Annotated in this window: 15 protein-coding genes; 5 read left to right on the top strand and 10 right to left on the bottom strand. The window is 43.9% G+C overall.

The genetic code is table 11. From position 1 onward, the window contains the following. Nucleotides 1-182: 182 nt before the first annotated feature. Genes ACEYKX_RS08910 through oxyR form a run of 3 tightly spaced genes read right to left on the bottom strand, consistent with a single transcriptional unit; the run spans nucleotide 183 to nucleotide 2,214 of the window. Complete coding sequence (locus ACEYKX_RS08910; RefSeq protein ID WP_373766660.1) at nucleotides 183-698, bottom strand: protein disulfide oxidoreductase; 516 nt, start codon at nucleotides 696-698, stop codon at nucleotides 183-185. After that, nucleotides 695-1,327, bottom strand: a complete 633-nt coding sequence (fabR, locus tag ACEYKX_RS08905; RefSeq protein ID WP_373766659.1) for an HTH-type transcriptional repressor FabR — start codon at nucleotides 1,325-1,327, stop codon at nucleotides 695-697. Before fabR ends, ACEYKX_RS08910 begins: the two co-directional genes overlap by 4 nt. Continuing rightward, a complete protein-coding gene (gene oxyR / locus ACEYKX_RS08900) occupies nucleotides 1,327-2,214 on the bottom strand; it encodes a DNA-binding transcriptional regulator OxyR (protein WP_373766658.1) in 888 nt (295 codons plus the stop codon). Before oxyR ends, fabR begins: the two co-directional genes overlap by 1 nt. A gap of 92 nt (nucleotides 2,215-2,306) precedes the next feature. Between oxyR and ACEYKX_RS08895 the strand changes: the two genes are divergently transcribed. Next, nucleotides 2,307-3,038, top strand: coding sequence for a glutathione peroxidase (locus ACEYKX_RS08895; RefSeq protein WP_373766657.1), 732 nt, complete (start codon nucleotides 2,307-2,309; stop codon nucleotides 3,036-3,038). A 113-nt stretch (nucleotides 3,039-3,151) separates the two neighbouring features. Here ACEYKX_RS08895 and ACEYKX_RS08890 read toward each other — a convergent pair whose 3' ends face one another. The 3 genes from ACEYKX_RS08890 to ACEYKX_RS08880 are packed head-to-tail and all read right to left on the bottom strand — an operon-like array spanning nucleotide 3,152 to nucleotide 5,815. Continuing rightward, nucleotides 3,152-3,913: a biotin--[acetyl-CoA-carboxylase] ligase gene (locus ACEYKX_RS08890; RefSeq protein WP_373766656.1), complete on the bottom strand. Its 762-nt coding sequence runs from the start codon at nucleotides 3,911-3,913 to the stop codon at nucleotides 3,152-3,154. A gap of 6 nt (nucleotides 3,914-3,919) precedes the next feature. Further along, entirely contained in the window at nucleotides 3,920-4,948 is a 1,029-nt protein-coding gene (gene murB, locus ACEYKX_RS08885; protein ID WP_373766655.1) for a UDP-N-acetylmuramate dehydrogenase, read from the bottom strand. Nucleotides 4,949-4,951: 3 nt separating this feature from the next. Next, nucleotides 4,952-5,815, bottom strand: a complete 864-nt coding sequence (locus ACEYKX_RS08880) for a YicC/YloC family endoribonuclease (protein WP_373766654.1) — start codon at nucleotides 5,813-5,815, stop codon at nucleotides 4,952-4,954. 91 nt (nucleotides 5,816-5,906) lie between these two features. Between ACEYKX_RS08880 and rph the strand changes: the two genes are divergently transcribed. Continuing rightward, nucleotides 5,907-6,629, top strand: coding sequence for a ribonuclease PH (rph, locus tag ACEYKX_RS08875; protein ID WP_373766653.1), 723 nt, complete (start codon nucleotides 5,907-5,909; stop codon nucleotides 6,627-6,629). Nucleotides 6,630-6,673: 44 nt separating this feature from the next. On the opposite strand, the gene ACEYKX_RS08870 is transcribed toward rph, so the two are convergent. Further along, nucleotides 6,674-6,934, bottom strand: coding sequence for a YfhL family 4Fe-4S dicluster ferredoxin (locus ACEYKX_RS08870; RefSeq protein ID WP_373766652.1), 261 nt, complete (start codon nucleotides 6,932-6,934; stop codon nucleotides 6,674-6,676). A 194-nt stretch (nucleotides 6,935-7,128) separates the two neighbouring features. Between ACEYKX_RS08870 and nadR the strand changes: the two genes are divergently transcribed. Both nadR and ACEYKX_RS08860 read left to right on the top strand, forming a co-directional pair. Continuing rightward, nucleotides 7,129-8,400: a multifunctional transcriptional regulator/nicotinamide-nucleotide adenylyltransferase/ribosylnicotinamide kinase NadR gene (nadR, locus tag ACEYKX_RS08865; RefSeq protein WP_373766651.1), complete on the top strand. Its 1,272-nt coding sequence runs from the start codon at nucleotides 7,129-7,131 to the stop codon at nucleotides 8,398-8,400. Continuing rightward, on the top strand, nucleotides 8,397-9,086 hold the full coding sequence (locus ACEYKX_RS08860) for a metallophosphoesterase (protein WP_373766650.1): 690 nt from the start codon (nucleotides 8,397-8,399) through the stop codon (nucleotides 9,084-9,086). The genes nadR and ACEYKX_RS08860 overlap by 4 nt, the downstream gene beginning before the upstream one ends. 146 nt (nucleotides 9,087-9,232) lie before the next feature. Here the strand turns inward: ACEYKX_RS08860 and ACEYKX_RS08855 are convergent, their stop codons facing one another. The 3 genes from ACEYKX_RS08855 to ACEYKX_RS08845 all read right to left on the bottom strand — a co-directional run bounded on the left by ACEYKX_RS08855 (nucleotide 9,233) and on the right by ACEYKX_RS08845 (nucleotide 15,502). Further along, entirely contained in the window at nucleotides 9,233-11,677 is a 2,445-nt protein-coding gene (locus ACEYKX_RS08855; protein ID WP_373766649.1) for a filamentous hemagglutinin N-terminal domain-containing protein, read from the bottom strand. Nucleotides 11,678-12,049: 372 nt separating this feature from the next. After that, entirely contained in the window at nucleotides 12,050-13,798 is a 1,749-nt protein-coding gene (locus tag ACEYKX_RS08850) for a ShlB/FhaC/HecB family hemolysin secretion/activation protein (protein WP_373766648.1), read from the bottom strand. Between the two features lie 498 nt (nucleotides 13,799-14,296). Beyond that, nucleotides 14,297-15,502, bottom strand: a complete 1,206-nt coding sequence (locus ACEYKX_RS08845) for a JmjC domain-containing protein (protein WP_373766647.1) — start codon at nucleotides 15,500-15,502, stop codon at nucleotides 14,297-14,299. Nucleotides 15,503-15,668: 166 nt separating this feature from the next. Here ACEYKX_RS08845 and glyQ point away from each other — a divergent pair. Beyond that, on the top strand, nucleotides 15,669-16,311 hold a 643-nt coding region (gene glyQ / locus ACEYKX_RS08840), incomplete at its 3' end, for a glycine--tRNA ligase subunit alpha (RefSeq protein WP_373780706.1).

Genomic DNA, 16,311 nt, shown 5'->3' with positions numbered 1-16,311 from the left:
GGAATGTGATGAAGTTTTGCCACCTCGCGGATACCAACATCCTGCTCGATGACCAATTTGATAATGTCTAAACGAAATTGATAAGGATGGGACATAATCTGCACCTCAAATTAGGTGTCCAAGTTTTGGGGTGCAGATCATTTTCTATTACAAGCGGTCGGTTTTGTGTTGTTTTTTACAAATTATCGGGCGACGTCGGCTAACGCCATTCTGACTTTTAATCCCATAGAACTGGTTAAGCCGGTCGTGTGATTGATGACTTTTCCGTTTTTGATGAAAAGAATCGTCGGTGTCGCTTGGATATCCCAAGCTTTAGCTAAATCCCCCTCGGGATCATTGATCACGGAAAAGCTATAACCGTTTTGGTTTAAATAATCCGCCACCTCTTTTACGGAACCGGATTTTAACGCCACGGACAATACCGGTATGCCTTGATCCGAAAATTGCTGAATCGACGGTGAAGTGAAGCGACAAAAGCTGCACCATGTTCCCCAAAAATATAATAACATCGGTCTCTCATGACTCAGCTGCGCAATCACCTTCGGTTGCTGCCGTATATCGTAGAAAACCTGTTCCGCAAATTGTAACGGGGGCGTCGGTTTACGAAACCAGTCCACCACAATACTGAGAATGATAAAGAGGCTGCCGAACAGCGCAATATTTTTGATAAAACGCATGATTAGCGGGGGCTTTTTCATTCATTTTCCTTACTATGACTGGCGGCATAACTGGTCGCACCGCGGGTCAGCATGCGCAATTGCATGACGACGCGTTCTTTTAATTTTTCTCGTTCTTGGGCGTTCATATCTAACGCATGAGAACCGGCGGTAAAAACCAAGGTGACTAATCCTTCGGATTGAATATACGCCAGTTCACGATTGATCCGAGGATCTTTCATTTGAATATATTCCGCCAGTTCCGCCACGAAATGTTGAATTTCACGGGATGCCGCCGTACGAAAGGCTTGTGACGTGCCTGAACTTTCCCGCAACAAGAGTCGGAACATGTTCGGACGTTCATCGATAAATTCAAAAAAAGTCGCCACCGAAATCACTACCACGCTACCACCTTTTTCCAAGCGTTTACGGGCTTGTCGCATGAGTTGGCGCAGAATTAATCCGGATTCGTCGACCATTGCCAAGCCGAGCTCATCCATATCTTTAAAGTGACGATAAAAGGATGTCGGCGCAATCCCGGCCTCTCGGGCGACCTCCCTTAAACTCAAATTGGAAAAACTTTTTTCGGCGCTTAATTGATTAAATGCCGCGTCAACCAAAGCCCGACGGGTTTTTTCTTTTTGAACGGCGCGAACACCGATCACGCTCATTATAGACCTTCCATAATTTGTTTGATTTCTTTAGCTAAACGTTCATAACGAATACGCAACGGCGAACCCGGGCGATAAATTAAGCCGATCTGGCGATAGGGCTCCGGTTCATCAAAATGCAAATATTGAATATGTTTCGTATACGCAATTTTCGTCGCCAATTCCGGAATAAATGCAATCCCGACATTTGCCGCCACCATGTTACGTAACATTTCGATACTGCTTGCTTTGAAATGCGTATTTTCTTTCGCACCAACCGATAAACAATAATCCATCGTTTGCATGCGCAAGCAATGCCCGTCATCCAACATTAACATTTCTTTATCTCGCAGATCGGACAACAATAAACTTTTTGCATTCGCCCATTCATGCTCATCCGATACCGCCAGCAGCATTTTTTCATGAAAAATCGGTACTTCGATAAACGGTTCGCTTTCTTTTGTGAACGCCAACAAACCGCAATCTAATTGGCCGGTTTCTAACTGTTCTACCAAAACGGAGGTTTGTAGTTCGTAAACATACACTTCCAATGCAGGGAAAAGTTGTTTGAGTTGAGGCAGAATGATTGGCGCAATGTAAGGTCCTAAAGTCGGAATCACGCCGAGATGGAGCGGACCGGACATTTCTTTGCCTTGGTTGCTCGCCATTTCCTTCAGAATTTTCACTTCTCGCAGGACGGCTTTGGCTTGATCGACTAAAGTCAGCCCGGATTGTGTAAACAACACTTTACGACTGGTACGTTCCAATAATACGGTACCTAATTCATCTTCCAATTTTCGAATCTGACCGCTCAACGTCGGCTGACTGACATTACAGGCCTCCGCCGCTTTACGGAAATGCTTAAAATCGGCGAGTGCGATGAGGTATTCGAGATCCCGAATATTCATGAGTTTCCCCCTCTATTAATTTAATAGGCGGAATTATGTCACATTTAGGTGTAAAATGTACGAATTTTTAAAACACCCATAGGAGAAAAGAAATGGCTTTAAAAGATATGACCGGACAAAAAGTACCAAACGTAACCTTCAAAACCCGTCAAGGTGACGCATGGGTCGATGTAACGACGGACGAACTATTCAACAATAAAAACGTAATCGTGTTCTCTTTACCGGGAGCCTTTACACCGACGTGTTCTTCTACCCACTTACCGCGTTACAACGAATTGGCAAAAGAATTCTACGCATTAGGCGTAGATGAAATCGTTTGTATGTCGGTCAACGACACATTCGTGATGAATGCATGGAAAGCGGATCAAGAATCCGACAACGTCACCGTAATTCCGGACGGTAACGGCGAATTTACCGAAGGTATGGGTATGCTTGTCGGTAAAGAAGATTTAGGTTTTGGCAAACGCTCATGGCGTTATTCTATGTACGTGAAAAACGGCGTAGTTGAAAAAATGTTCATCGAGCCGGAAGAACCGGGTGACCCGTTCAAAGTCTCTGATGCCGATACCATGATCAAATACTTAAACCCGAACTGGACCGCAAAACCGTCCGTGTCTATTATCACCAAACCGGGCTGCCCGTTCTGTGCAAAAGCGAAAGCATTATTAGAAGTGAAAGGCTTCCAATATGAAGAAATCGTTTTAGGTCGTGATGCAAGCACCACCTCACTACGTGCAATTACCGGTCGTATGACGGTTCCGCAAGTATTCATCGGCGGTAAACACATCGGTGGCAGCGACGATTTACAAGCGTACTTTGAGTAATCCGTTCGCCTAATCGAATAGTCGAATCAAAAAAGCTAAGCTCCTCGGAACTTAGCTTTTTTTACGTTCGCCATCCAATCATTTGCAAAAAAATCGGCGAATCAGACCGCTTGTTATTCCGCCCTCAACGAAATTTCACCCATCGCAAAACGGCGGATAATTTCCCCTTGTTGCAAAATCAATTCCCCTTCTTCATTAATTCCAAGGGAGATCCCATGAATTTCTTCATTTTCAGTGATTAATCTGACCGCTTGATGACGGAAAATATCAAACTGTTGCCAACGTTCCGCATAGGGTTCAAAGGTAGTTTGTGGGTAAGTCGCTAAGGCATTTTGTAAACGTTTTGCCAGTTCAGCAACCAATTGGGAACGATCTATCTGATGTTCAGACAGATCGCTCCAAGCCTGCGTGACCACATTTTCATCGACATTGTTCATTCCTAAATTCAAACCGATGCCGATCACAAGGTAAATTCCTGTTTTATCGACACGACTTTCAATTAAAATGCCTCCCATTTTTTTACCTTGATAGTAAATATCATTGGGCCATTTAATTTGAATATGTGGTACATTCAGTGCTTGGAAGGTCTCGGCGATTAATACCGATACCACCAAACTTAACGACGAAAGCTGTGGAATTTCCAATGAAGGATAATGCCACAACATGGAGAAATAAACGTTCTGGCTTTCTGGGGAATACCATTGCCGTCCACGTCTGCCCCGCCCTGCCGTTTGGGACTCAGCGACACAAAGCGAGCCTGACGGCAAGGTTTTATAGTGCGTCAGCAGATATTCGTTGGTGGAATCAATCTTTTTAAATACAAGAGCTTGCCCTTGCGCTAATGCCGATGTAATTAAATGTTGATCAAGTCCCATTGCCAATTACCTTGTCACCAATTCACTATCCACTTCGCCCTGTCGTCCCATAAAACGTACTTCAGGATGTAATTCAACGCCAAATTTTTCACGGACTTGACGACGGACTTCTTTGGCAAGTGCCACAACATCAGCCCCAGTGGCATTCGCTTTATTAATCAACACCAACGCTTGTTGGGTATGGACTGCCGCTCCACCAATTTGGAAACCTTTTAAATTCGCTTGATCAATCAACCAACCCGCAGGTAATTTGACCGAACCATCCGCTTGCGGATAGTGTGGGATAGTCAGGTAAGCGGTCTGAATCTGTTGAAATTTTGCAAATTCCACTACGGGATTTTTAAAGAAACTGCCCGCATTACCAAACTCATCTGGATTCGGCAATTTCGCACGACGTACGGCACAAACTTCATCAAACACTTGCTGTGGTGTCACTGTTTTTGGATCAAATTGAGCCAGAGAACCATAATTTAAAACAGGTTGCCACACCTTTGCCAACTTCAAACCGACAGCAACAATCGCATAATGCTCACGATATTGATGTTTGAATACACTTTCACGATAGCCAAACTCACACTCGTTTTTCGTTAAACGGAACAGCTCACCCGTTTTAAGATTTAGTACATCGACATAATCGCAAACACGTTCAAATTCCACCCCGTAAGCCCCGATATTTTGAATCGGTGCAGAACCAGCAACACCAGGAATTAACGCCAGATTTTCAAGCCCGCCAATCCCTTGTCTCAACGTCCATTGCACCAACTCGTGCCAATTTTCACCGCCAGCGACCTGTAAATAATGAAAATGATCATCTTGACGATGCTCAATCCCTTTGAGCTTATTGACTAATACTGTGCCGTCAAAATCGTCTAAAAACAGCACATTAGAGCCTTGCCCTAGCAACAAAATCGGTTGCTGTGCTTGATCGGCTTTTTGCCATTCGGTTAATAGTTGTTCAACGCTGTTGAACTCAATAATGACCGACGCTTTTGCGGGCAAATGAAAGGTATGAAATGGGGTTAATGTCTGACTCATTGACTACTCCAAATTTTGAATTTGCTCACGCATCTGTTCAATTAACACTTTCAGCTCAACGGCAGAATTAGTGACATCGGCGTTGATGGATTTTGAGGCGAGCGTATTCGCTTCACGATTTAGCTCTTGCATCATAAAGTCTAATTTACGCCCAACCGCACCGCCTTTTTTCAAAATAGATGTGGTTTCTTTGACGTGTAGCTGTAAGCGGTCTAACTCTTCCGCCACATCGACTTTTTGAGCGAGTAGTACCATTTCTTGCTCTAAACGTTGCGGATCAAGTTGCAAGTTCAGTTCATCAAAACGCTGTTGCAAGCGGTCTTTTTGCCATTGTAAAACGCTAGGCATCTGAGTTTGTACTTTTGTTGCTTCTGTGGCAATCGCATCTAAACGTTGTTGAATTAAGGCTTGTAAATTTGCCCCTTCACGTCCACGCATTGCGATAAATTCTGCAAGGATCTGCTCAAACCCTTCTAATAAATCTTGGCTGATCTGGTCGAGATCTTGATTTTGGTTATCGACAACACCGGGGAAACGCAGAATATCCACTAAGTTAATTTCGCCTTCTTGAGCCGTTTCTTTTAGCCATTGTAATGAGCTAATCACCTGTTTGGCATACTCTTGATTTAAGGTTAACCCATTGTTTTGATTAGCATTTAATTCAATGCGTAAACTACACTCGACTTTACCACGGGTTAATGCTGTACGCAGACGTTCACGCAAGGTCATTTCCAAATTGCGAAAGGCTTCAGGCAGACGGAAATAGGTTTCTAAAAAACGTTGATTCACCGAACGGATTTCCCATACGGCGTTACCCCACTCTTTTTTAAGCTCAAGGTGGGCGAAAGCGGTCATACTGTAAATCATTGTACTCTTTTCTCTTTGTTACAAAATTTGGCATATTGTACTTGGTATTCTGCTAGAATAGGGGAAATTTTTGCAGACAGGAGGAAGAAATATGCGCCCGAATAACCGTTTAGACAATCAAATCCGACCGATTAAAATCACCCGACATTACACTCGCTATGCCGAAGGTTCCGTGTTAATCGAGTTCGGTGAAACCAAAGTGTTATGTAACGCTACGGTGGAAGAAACGGTTCCGCGTTTCTTAAAAGGTCAACAACAAGGTTGGGTCACGGCGGAATACGGTATGCTTCCCCGCTCAACGCACAGTCGTATGCAACGTGAAGCGGCAAAAGGCAAACAAAGCGGTCGTACGATGGAAATTCAGCGTTTAATCGCCCGCTCTTTACGTGCGATAGTTGATTTAAAAGTGCTTGGCGAACGGACGATTACTGTGGATTGTGATGTGATTCAAGCCGACGGCGGCACACGTACTGCGGCGATTACCGGTGCTTGCGTTGCCGTACATGATGCCGTCAATAAATTATTGGCTGACGGCGTACTGAAAGAAAATCCGCTGAAAGGATTGGTTGCTGCTATTTCCGTCGGCATCGTCGACGGTGAAGCCATATGCGATTTGGAATATGTCGAAGACTCTGCGGCAGAAACGGATATGAACGTCGTGATGGTCGACAGCGGTAAGTTGGTTGAAGTACAAGGCACGGCGGAAGGCGAGCCGTTTACCCACTCCGAATTATTGAATTTACTCGGCTTGGCCGATCACGGTATTCGTCAATTAATTGCCGCACAGCGCGAAGCGTTGGCAACCGCCGATTAAGACGACAAAGGGCGTATCACATACGCCCTTTATGATTTCATGTCTTACACCTCGTCGGCATGGTGAATCAAGACAAACCGTTCCCACAGCTGTTCGTTGCTTTCAATATGATCCGGATCGGTAATAATGCAATTATTGATTGGGCATACTTTTTGACAAGTCGGTGTTTCATAATGTCCTACGCACTCCGTACACAAATCCGGATCAATCACATAAATGTCCTCCCCCATGGAAATCGCCTGATTCGGACATTCCGGTTCGCACATATCACAATTCGTACATTTGTGGGTAATCAATAACGCCATAAATTCCTAAAAAACACCTTTGTTTATTTGAGGCGGCGATTATACCTTTCCCCTCAAAAGTAGAAAGTCTTTATACACAATTTTGCAAAATTTCTGCTCAAACGGACCGCTTGACTATACATTTTTATCGAAGAAAGCAATGACAAAATTCATGAATTCGCCTATTATCTCTCAATCATTGTGAGGACGAATTTATGACAGACTTTGCTTATCTTCAACAAAAACGCAAACAGCTTAAACTGAAAGTGAATGATGTATGCGAACAAGCCGGTGTCACCCGAGCCTATTTCAATCAGCTGGTGACGGGCAAAATTAAAAACCCGAGTGCGACCAAACTTAAAGCACTGCATCGAGTATTAGGCATTGTCGAAGAGCCGAATCAGCGTATCGGTGTGATTTTCGGTAAGTTTTATCCCGTTCATACCGGTCATATCAACATGATCTATGAGGCGTTCAGTAAAGTCGATATCTTGCATGTTATTGTTTGTACCGATACCGAACGTGACTTACAACTGTTTAACGACAGTAAAATGAAGCACATGCCGACCAACGAAGATCGCCTCCGCTGGATGCAGCAAATATTCAAATATCAACAGAAACAGATCTTAATCCATCACTTGGTTGAAGACGGTATCCCGAGCTACCCGAACGGCTGGGCAGGTTGGGCGGATCGGGTAAAAAGCCTGTTTGCCGAAAAAAACATTCAACCAAGCATTGTATTCAGCAGCGAAGTTCAAGATAAAGAACCTTATGAAAAATACCTTGATTTAGAGGTACATCTGGTCGATCCGACGCGCAGTTCCTTCAACGTGTCGGCGACTAAAATCCGAAATAATCCGTTCCAATACTGGCGTTTTATTCCGAAGGAAGTGCGTCCGTTTTTCGTCCAAACCATTGCCATTTTAGGCGGTGAAAGCAGCGGTAAAAGCGTTTTGGTCAGCAAATTGGCTAACGTTTTTAATACGACATCCGCTTGGGAGTACGGGCGGGAATACGTCTTTGAGCAGCTCGGCGGAGACGAGCAGGCGATGCAATATTCCGATTATCCGCTGATGGCGTTAGGGCATAAACGTTATGTCGATTATGCGATGAGACACGCGCATAAAGTGGCGATTATTGATACGGATTACATCACAACCCAAGCATTTTGTATTCAATATGAAGGCAAACCGCATCCGTTTTTAGATTCAATGATCAAAGAATATCCGTTTGATGTGACGATCTTACTTTCAAACAACACGAAATGGGTCGATGACGGTTTACGCAGCCTCGGTTCACAAAAACAGCGACAACGATTCCAGCAACTGTTGAAAAAATTACTGGAAAAATACAATGTTCCTTACATTGAAATCGAATCACCGAGTTATTTAGATCGCTACAATCAAACCAAAGAAGTCATTGAAGCCATATTGAATGAAGAACCGATTCCGTTAACCTATAACCCGACCGACGAGACAAGCGAATGATACTTTTTGCGGGCGATCCTCACGGAAGCTACGCCCATCTTTATCCCTTTGTCAAAGCGCATGAAAATGTCGCATTAATCATTTTAGGGGATTTACAGTTGACGACGGCGGTGGAGCTTGACCGCCTTGCACAATATTGCGATATCTGGTTTATTCACGGTAACCATGACAGTAAAACCGTCGCGGCTTTTGATGCCATTTGGGGAACGGAGTGGAAAGCGCGTAATCTTCACAGCAGAGTCGTCAATATTCAAGGCGTGAAGATTGCCGGGCTTGGCGGCGTGTTTCGCGGGCATATTTGGATGCCGCCGCACCGTCCGATGTTCTTTGACCCGATTCACTATTGTCAATATGCACCACAAGAACGTATTTGGCGCGGTGGCGTACCGCTACGCCATCGAACCTCGATTTTTCCGTCGGATGTAGAGGCGTTGGAAGGACAAAAAGCTGATATTTTGATTACTCACGAAGCTCCCCGTCCGCATCCGCAGGGCTTTGCCGTCATTAACCAATTAGCCCGTAAACTGGGGGCGAAGAAGATATTTCACGGACATCATCATGATAACTTCGACTATCGCCCGATTAATCGCAATAAAGCATGCGATATTTATAATATCGGCTTTAGAAGCCTCGCCGATATTGACGGCAATTATTTGTTGATCGGTGTCGATGATCGGGAAAAATGATGCTGATTAACTGCTAAAAACAAGCGGTTGGTTTTGTCCGGAATTTTACAAAATTATTAACCAAATAAACCGCTTGTAATCTCATAAAAAAGCGCAACGGCGTTGACACCGTTGCGCTTTTCATGAATTTATACCACGAATGGCTTTTATTTGGTCGTCGATTTATACATCACTCGACCATCCGCATTGTTTAGATTGCCGACCAAACTGACCGTTTTTTCGACTTCGATAGTACCGAGAGTGTTATCAATACCGCCGTTTTTGGCGTTTACCGCTACGTTTTTACCACTGATTAAGCCTTGATAGTTAGCCACATCTTGAGCAATCATACACACGTTTTGTACCGCACGTACAGTACCCAGCATATTGTCCACCGAATAACCGTTACTGTTTACCACGACGTTTTTACCGTCAACCAACCCTTGATAATTGGTTAAGCCTTGTGACTGGATGGTGACGTTTCCGGCCGCGCGGACGGTACCTTTCGTGTTATCCGTTTCATTACGGCTATACACATTTACATTCCCGAATTCAGAGGCGATTTTACCTTCAAAATTGCTTAGCTTGCCGTTAAGGTAAATATTCTTCGTAGCCACGATAGCACCTTGCGTGTTATCGATTTCATATTGCTTGACATCGTTTACCGTGACATGTTTGGCAACAACGACGCCGAGTGCTTTAGTGTCCACCACCACGGTTTTCGTCGTCAAGGCACCGTGCAGTTTACCGTTGACCTCTACGCTGTCCGCGTTGATCAAGCCTTGGGTGTTCGTTAAACCTTGAGCAACCACAAGCGCTGTTTTTGCGGCACTAATCACGCCTTTGGTATTGTCTAATTGAGCATCACTTTGAATAATCACACCGGATTGTTGAGACACGATTTTACCTTCCAGGTTATTTAAACGACCGTTGATATAAACGCCTTCGTTGCCTGAAATGGTGCCACGGTGATTATCGACAACCGCCCCTTTACTCTCGATAACAACAGCTTTGCCGGTAATTAAGCCTTGGTTATTCAATAAACCTTTTGTTTTTACCAACGTCACTTGGCTATCAATCGTACCTTGGATATTATTGGTTGTACTGCCTTTACTGTCTAACGCTACCACATCGCCTTTGATCAACCCTTGATTATTCGTGATACCTTTTGCGCTCACGGTCACGGTACTGCCTTTAATTACCCCTTTCGTATTATTGACTTGGGTATCGCTGTCAATCACGGCGGAGGCTGTTTCCGACGCCACTTTACCTTCAAAATTGTTCAAACGACCGTCAATATAAATACCTTTGTTTGCTTCGATCGCACCTTGGGTATTATTGACGACAGCGCCGTAACTGTTGACCTTCACCGTTTCGCCTTTGATCAAGCCTTGTCGGTTCATGACGCCGTTAGCATTCACCACCACGCCTTTATCCGCACGGATCAGCCCTTTGGTGTTATTCACTTGTTCTTTACTGTTGATATATACGGTTGACGCTTTGGATTCGATTTTACCTAACGTATTATCCAATTGCCCTTGAAGGCGGACGTCTTGCTGAGCGACAATCTCACCTTTATTGATGATTTTACCCTTCGCATTGATCTGAACGTTATTCGAACTTGCGCCTAACTGACCGGCATTACGTACCCCCAAACCGGCTTCGGTGCCGATTAAATGAATTTTCTCCGCATACATACCGCCCAATTGTCCGACATCCACCGCAAATTGTGGTTTGGCTTCATGAGTTTGCGTTGTTTTTTTGTTTTTACTGTGAACGATTTGAACATCTTGTTGGCTTGATGACGAGCCGCCAACTTTACCGCCCATGACTAAAATTTCTTTTTTAGACCAGATTTCCGCATTAATTTCATTACTGCGGGCGATGATCTCCGTGTAATCGGTTTGGCGGTTGTCCATTCCTTTACCGGATACGGTGATTTTTCCTTTCTCAACAACGAACGAATCCAAATGACCGTTTATCATTTTTGGTTTACCTGTGGTGAATGTTGCACGACTGGCATTGATTACCCCACAACCATCACAGTGCAGTCCGTTCGGGTTAGCAATAATGACCTCGGCTTTTTTACCCGCCACTTCAACGTAACCCTTCAACGTACTCGGGTTGTTAGAGGTCACTTCGTTTAAGATCACTCTGGCTTCACCTCTAGCCAAGTGCGGGTTAGCGGCAACGTTGCCGGCTAATTGCGTATTCGCCCCGTGGCGGCTGTTATTTAAGATTGCCCCTTGGGTATCAACGTTAAATTGGTGGTATTTATTGTGTGACAAACCACGGCTGTTCGGCGCTTGAATATTCACCAACTGAACACTTTGACCTACCGTCGAAACAGTAGCCTGTTGGTGTTTAGGAGCCGTTCTGTCCGCTTGAATAGTCAATGCATTGGCGGATGCAACGGAAGACAATGATACAAAACCTAATGCACAGAACAAACCGAACGCAACCGGTTTGAGCGTATTCATTACCGATGTGCATGTACCGGCACCTTCGGGCGTATTCGAAGAAGATTTGCAATCCGATTTAGAAATCTCAGAGACAGCCACTAAACACTGCTGAGTTTTACTGAAAATCACACGGAAACATTTTTTATTCATAGGTCGAGCCTCTATATTAATTTCGTCATACAAAGGTAGTTCAATGGAATATGTCCGCTTCACTACCACACTTTTATTTTATTCATTCCGTTAAAGGAATTTTTGCTTTTCCATCAGAGGGATGTCTCACCGGAATCCGGCTGGATGTCCTGCTTTTGCAAACAAACCAATTTATCGAAAATAATAACTACCCGTTATTTCCGAACCTTCTCCATGAAGATCATCCCGAGTGCCCAAGCCTCCTCGCCTGTGCGAATTACAAGCGGTCGGTTCCGTTGAAAAAATTAACAAATTTTTTCGGTTCTTACCGCCATTCACCATGCTTTATCATGACGTAAATATAAGATGGTGATAATGAAGTTTGTTTATTTCTTAAAATGCATAGTTCAGGTTAAATCCCGTCACCACTTTTGACGTCGGGAAACTTTGAGGTTTACGAATCGGCGCACCGATAAAATAATCATAACTAAGTCCTTTCCAATGCCCTTTGAACCCGGCAACTCCACCAATCAGATGGTGACCGACTTGAGATTTTCGATTATCCGTTCCCCGCACATCACCGGCATCCATCGCGACATAAAAGGCATGATCGCTGTGATTGATAAACCAATTCACATCATTACGCCACAACCACCCACGGTTCCCCAACAGACTGACTTCACCGTTAAACCCGCGTACGGTATAACGCCCGCCAATGCCGAACTGATCTTGGGCAATCAATGGCGTAAAACTCCATTGCTGATTCCAACTGCTGTTCAGGCGGAAATCCTGTTCAACCCATTTGAACGGTTTCGTATAAGACAAGGACACGCTTAAAATCTTCGGGCGGGAAGTTCCTTCGCCATAGTGCTCTTCCGGTGCCCTCAATGAACTGTTCGCTCCCGTACCGCGCTTGAAAGTCGCCTCTGCATCAATCGTACCGTCCCCCCAGTATTCGCGATGAGAAAGCCCGACTTCCCACCCTGACATGTTGCGTCGCTGTACTTCAATTTCGGTATTATCGATATAGTTATAAGATCTTCGATTCCATATCCCGAAAGATGCCGATGTTTTACGTTGTGCATCACGATAAATCACGCGCGAAAGCGTCAGTCTGCTTGTGTTGCTTTTCCCCGAATAAAGATAGCTGTTATCCAGGTTAAAAATTTCCTGTTTATAGCGATTGTCATTTTGGGAAAACGTCAGATTCCATTCCCTAAAGGGAACGGAATAATACAAAATCAAATTACGATTACCCCGTTTCCCCGGATCATCACTGTGACGTTTAATGCTATGCAAGAAATAAGCGTAGAATAAATCGTTTATAGACAATAGGTTATCAACCAAAAGTGTCGCCGAACCTTGCCATTTTCCCGTTGACTTTGAGCCGGCATCATCCAAACCTAACACGAAACGAAACGGAAAATGTTGTTGGTAGCTGACTTTGACGTCGCTTTCACCGATTTTGACATCATCACCTTCACTCGGAATGATTTCGATGTTCGCCTCAACCGTCGGCACACGTTTGAAGTTCTCCAAAGATTGCTCCAAATCGCGCAACTGTAAGATATCTCCTTTTTGTAATGTCATTCCGTTCCATACCTGAAAACGGGTAAAACGCGGGACATTACTGTTATCTTCAATCAACGTATGGCGTAAACGCCCGGGAACCGCCATCAAAGTCAGCAGACCATTCGTTAAATCCTGTTCCGGAATCACGACTTGCGTCGTGATGTAGCCTTGTTTAATGATCTCATGTTGAATGCGCTTGGCTAACGCACTGATACCATTTCCTCCAAAACAGTGCGGTAGTTCAAGATTCAAATCTCGGATCACCTTTTGATAAGCCCAATCAAATTGGCTGGCTGAAGAGGGGCTACCTTCTTGATAATCGACAAAATTAATACGATTAACCGAAAAACAATTCGACTCCTTTAACGGAAAGCCCGCTACGTCATCCGTATCGCTAATATCCAAACGCACGTCCGCCTGAGGCTTCAAACGCTCTAATTGTGTTTCGGATTGCTTTAATTGTCGTTGCTGTTGCTGTGCATCAACCCCCATTAATTCCCTTTGCAAATTCGCATTTGCAATTGGAATAAAAACAACAAACGGCAACAACCTCAACATATTTTTATACATATTCGGCACCTGAATTTATTTTTATAATATAAATGCCTATTGATCGTACTCATTCTACAAATTTTATAAAACTGAAAAGTGAGTGATTTATTTAACTTTTAACTTTAAAAATAAAATTACACAAATTGATAATCAGACATTTATTCATTAAAAACAATGAATTAGCTAAAATTTTAGCTACCTCAAAAAGTTAAACAACCCCATTTAAAATAAAGCACATCATTAAAAAATAATAAGATCACCTCACAAATACATTAATTTACAAAAAGAATATAAATAATGATATTGAAAATGGAGTAAGAAAATAAAAAAACACTCCGGTAAAAACGTAAAATTATTGCTTAACCAATATATACAATACGCTAAACACATTAATTTTTAGCAATTTATTTTCAAATACTATATTGTTTGTCTTTTTTAGATAAAAAAATACCTGTATCCGAGCAATTCGGATACAGGTATCAATATAACGATATACTGCCAAACGATACGTTTAGATTATTCGCCTTCTTCCAGTACCAACCAGCCGTTATCCAGCCAATCACAAAGGCTGTCGAGCTGTAATTCAAGCTCGTCTTGATTTTCAACCTTAGAGGCCAGTTTATTCCAAGAAATGGAATCACCGTTTGCAATACGGATCAATAAACGCGCCTCCGATTCCGAAAGCTCGTCAATCCATTCACCGTTGACATAGACCCGTAACGGATTTTCAGTGTAGAGAATTTTCACATTAGCGTCTTGTTCAACCCAGCCGCCGGCTTCCAAGATCTCCTGCACTTCATCAGGATAAAATTCATTATTGTGCGAAAGCTGTTCATAACGGCGAGAACTCACCGCCGTTGCAACACTGTGCAAAAATAACTCATCCAATTGGGTCGAATGTTGCAATAAATCCAATAACTGTCGTTTGAGCGTTTCCACCATTTTCGGATCCAATAATGCATTCGGTTGCACCGAAGGCGATAAACGGAACGGTACGGTAAATTGTGACGACGGCATGCCTTCAAGTTGATATTCGATCGTCTGGCATAGGTTGGCGAGCAAATCCGTTGCATTCGGATAACGCAAACCGAATGAAAAGGTTAAACAATCGTCTTGTGCGACACCATAATGCGAAAGACGCGACGGCACATAAAGCACATCGCCCGGTGCCAATACTTCATCAAAAATGATATCGCCCATATCATCAAAAACACGAATCGGTTGGTTCGGTTTGAACTCCGTATTAGGATCACACCATTTGCCTAACTGCCAACGGCGATGTCCGTAACCCTGCACTAAAAATACATCGTATTCATCATAATGTTTACCGACGGAACCGCCCTCCGGCGCATAAGAAACCATAATGTCGTCGCGTTGCCATTGCGGGATATAACCGAAAGCTTGCCATAACGAACCGAGCTCCGTTGCCCATTGTTCTAAATTTTGTATCAGTACCGACCACTGCTTCGGTAAATTTTTAAAATCCTCAGGATCCAACGGACTACATTTAAGCGACCATTGTTCGCCCTCCTCCGTTTGATGACACTCGATTAAACGCGAGGTGACATATGGCTCCTGAGCGAATTCAATAATATCCTCAGGCTCAAACAACCCCACGATTTGCGGTAAGCCGTTACGGATTAAAAGCGGTCGTTTTTGCCAATAATTTTGCAAAAACTCTTCAGGGGTAATGTTTTCAGGTAAGCAGAACGGGATATTCATAAATCACTCCTAGGTTTGGGTGTTGAGGTGCTATTCTACCGAGCAAATCAAGATAATTCACGGATTTTAGAGGGAATTTGTGAGATTTCGCAAAAAATTCCAAAAATCTGACCGCTTGTCGGCTATAATAGCCCGCATTTTTGAATGAATTTTTAGGAAAAAGACAATGACAGCGAAATTTAACGTGAAAACTTTCCAAGGTATGATTTTAGCCCTGCAAGATTATTGGGCAACCCAAGGTTGCACCGTGGTCCAACCATTCGATATGGAAGTCGGTGCAGGGACCTCTCACCCGATGACCTGTTTACGTGCGTTAGGTCCTGAGCCGATGGCGTTTGCTTACGTTCAGCCTTCACGCCGCCCGACTGACGGTCGCTACGGCGAAAACCCGAACCGTTTACAACACTACTATCAATTCCAAGTGGTGATCAAACCGTCACCGGATAACATTCAAGAACTCTATTTAGACAGCCTGAAAATGTTAGGTTTCGACCCAACGCAAAACGACATTCGCTTTGTGGAAGACAACTGGGAAAACCCAACGCTAGGGGCGTGGGGCTTAGGTTGGGAAGTGTGGCTAAACGGTATGGAAGTGACCCAATTCACCTACTTCCAACAAGTGGGCGGTTTAGAGTGTAAACCAGTGACAGGCGAAATCACTTACGGCTTAGAGCGTTTAGCGATGTACATTCAAGGCGTGGACAGCGTGTACGATCTTGTTTGGTCGGACGGCCCACTTGGCAAAACCACCTACGGCGATGTGTACCACCAAAACGAAGTGGAACAATCTACTTACAACTTTGAATATG

It is taken from the genome of Glaesserella sp., assembly GCF_041817755.1.
In the GTDB taxonomy this organism is placed as follows: domain Bacteria; phylum Pseudomonadota; class Gammaproteobacteria; order Enterobacterales; family Pasteurellaceae; genus Glaesserella.
The sequence above is the reverse complement of the archived record's forward strand: the minus strand, read 5'-3'. Positions and strand labels throughout refer to the sequence as shown.

Coding starts and splice junctions, on each gene's coding strand:
- ACEYKX_RS08910 (WP_373766660.1), bottom strand. CDS start 698: ATGAAAAAGCCCCCGCTAATCATGCGTTTTATCAAAAATATTGCGCTG.
- fabR (WP_373766659.1), bottom strand. CDS start 1,327: ATGAGCGTGATCGGTGTTCGCGCCGTTCAAAAAGAAAAAACCCGTCGG.
- oxyR (WP_373766658.1), bottom strand. CDS start 2,214: ATGAATATTCGGGATCTCGAATACCTCATCGCACTCGCCGATTTTAAG.
- ACEYKX_RS08895 (WP_373766657.1), top strand. CDS start 2,307: ATGGCTTTAAAAGATATGACCGGACAAAAAGTACCAAACGTAACCTTC.
- ACEYKX_RS08890 (WP_373766656.1), bottom strand. CDS start 3,913: ATGGGACTTGATCAACATTTAATTACATCGGCATTAGCGCAAGGGCAA.
- murB (WP_373766655.1), bottom strand. CDS start 4,948: ATGAGTCAGACATTAACCCCATTTCATACCTTTCATTTGCCCGCAAAA.
- ACEYKX_RS08880 (WP_373766654.1), bottom strand. CDS start 5,815: ATGATTTACAGTATGACCGCTTTCGCCCACCTTGAGCTTAAAAAAGAG.
- rph (WP_373766653.1), top strand. CDS start 5,907: ATGCGCCCGAATAACCGTTTAGACAATCAAATCCGACCGATTAAAATC.
- ACEYKX_RS08870 (WP_373766652.1), bottom strand. CDS start 6,934: ATGGCGTTATTGATTACCCACAAATGTACGAATTGTGATATGTGCGAA.
- nadR (WP_373766651.1), top strand. CDS start 7,129: ATGACAGACTTTGCTTATCTTCAACAAAAACGCAAACAGCTTAAACTG.
- ACEYKX_RS08860 (WP_373766650.1), top strand. CDS start 8,397: ATGATACTTTTTGCGGGCGATCCTCACGGAAGCTACGCCCATCTTTAT.
- ACEYKX_RS08855 (WP_373766649.1), bottom strand. CDS start 11,677: ATGAATAAAAAATGTTTCCGTGTGATTTTCAGTAAAACTCAGCAGTGT.
- ACEYKX_RS08850 (WP_373766648.1), bottom strand. CDS start 13,798: ATGTATAAAAATATGTTGAGGTTGTTGCCGTTTGTTGTTTTTATTCCA.
- ACEYKX_RS08845 (WP_373766647.1), bottom strand. CDS start 15,502: ATGAATATCCCGTTCTGCTTACCTGAAAACATTACCCCTGAAGAGTTT.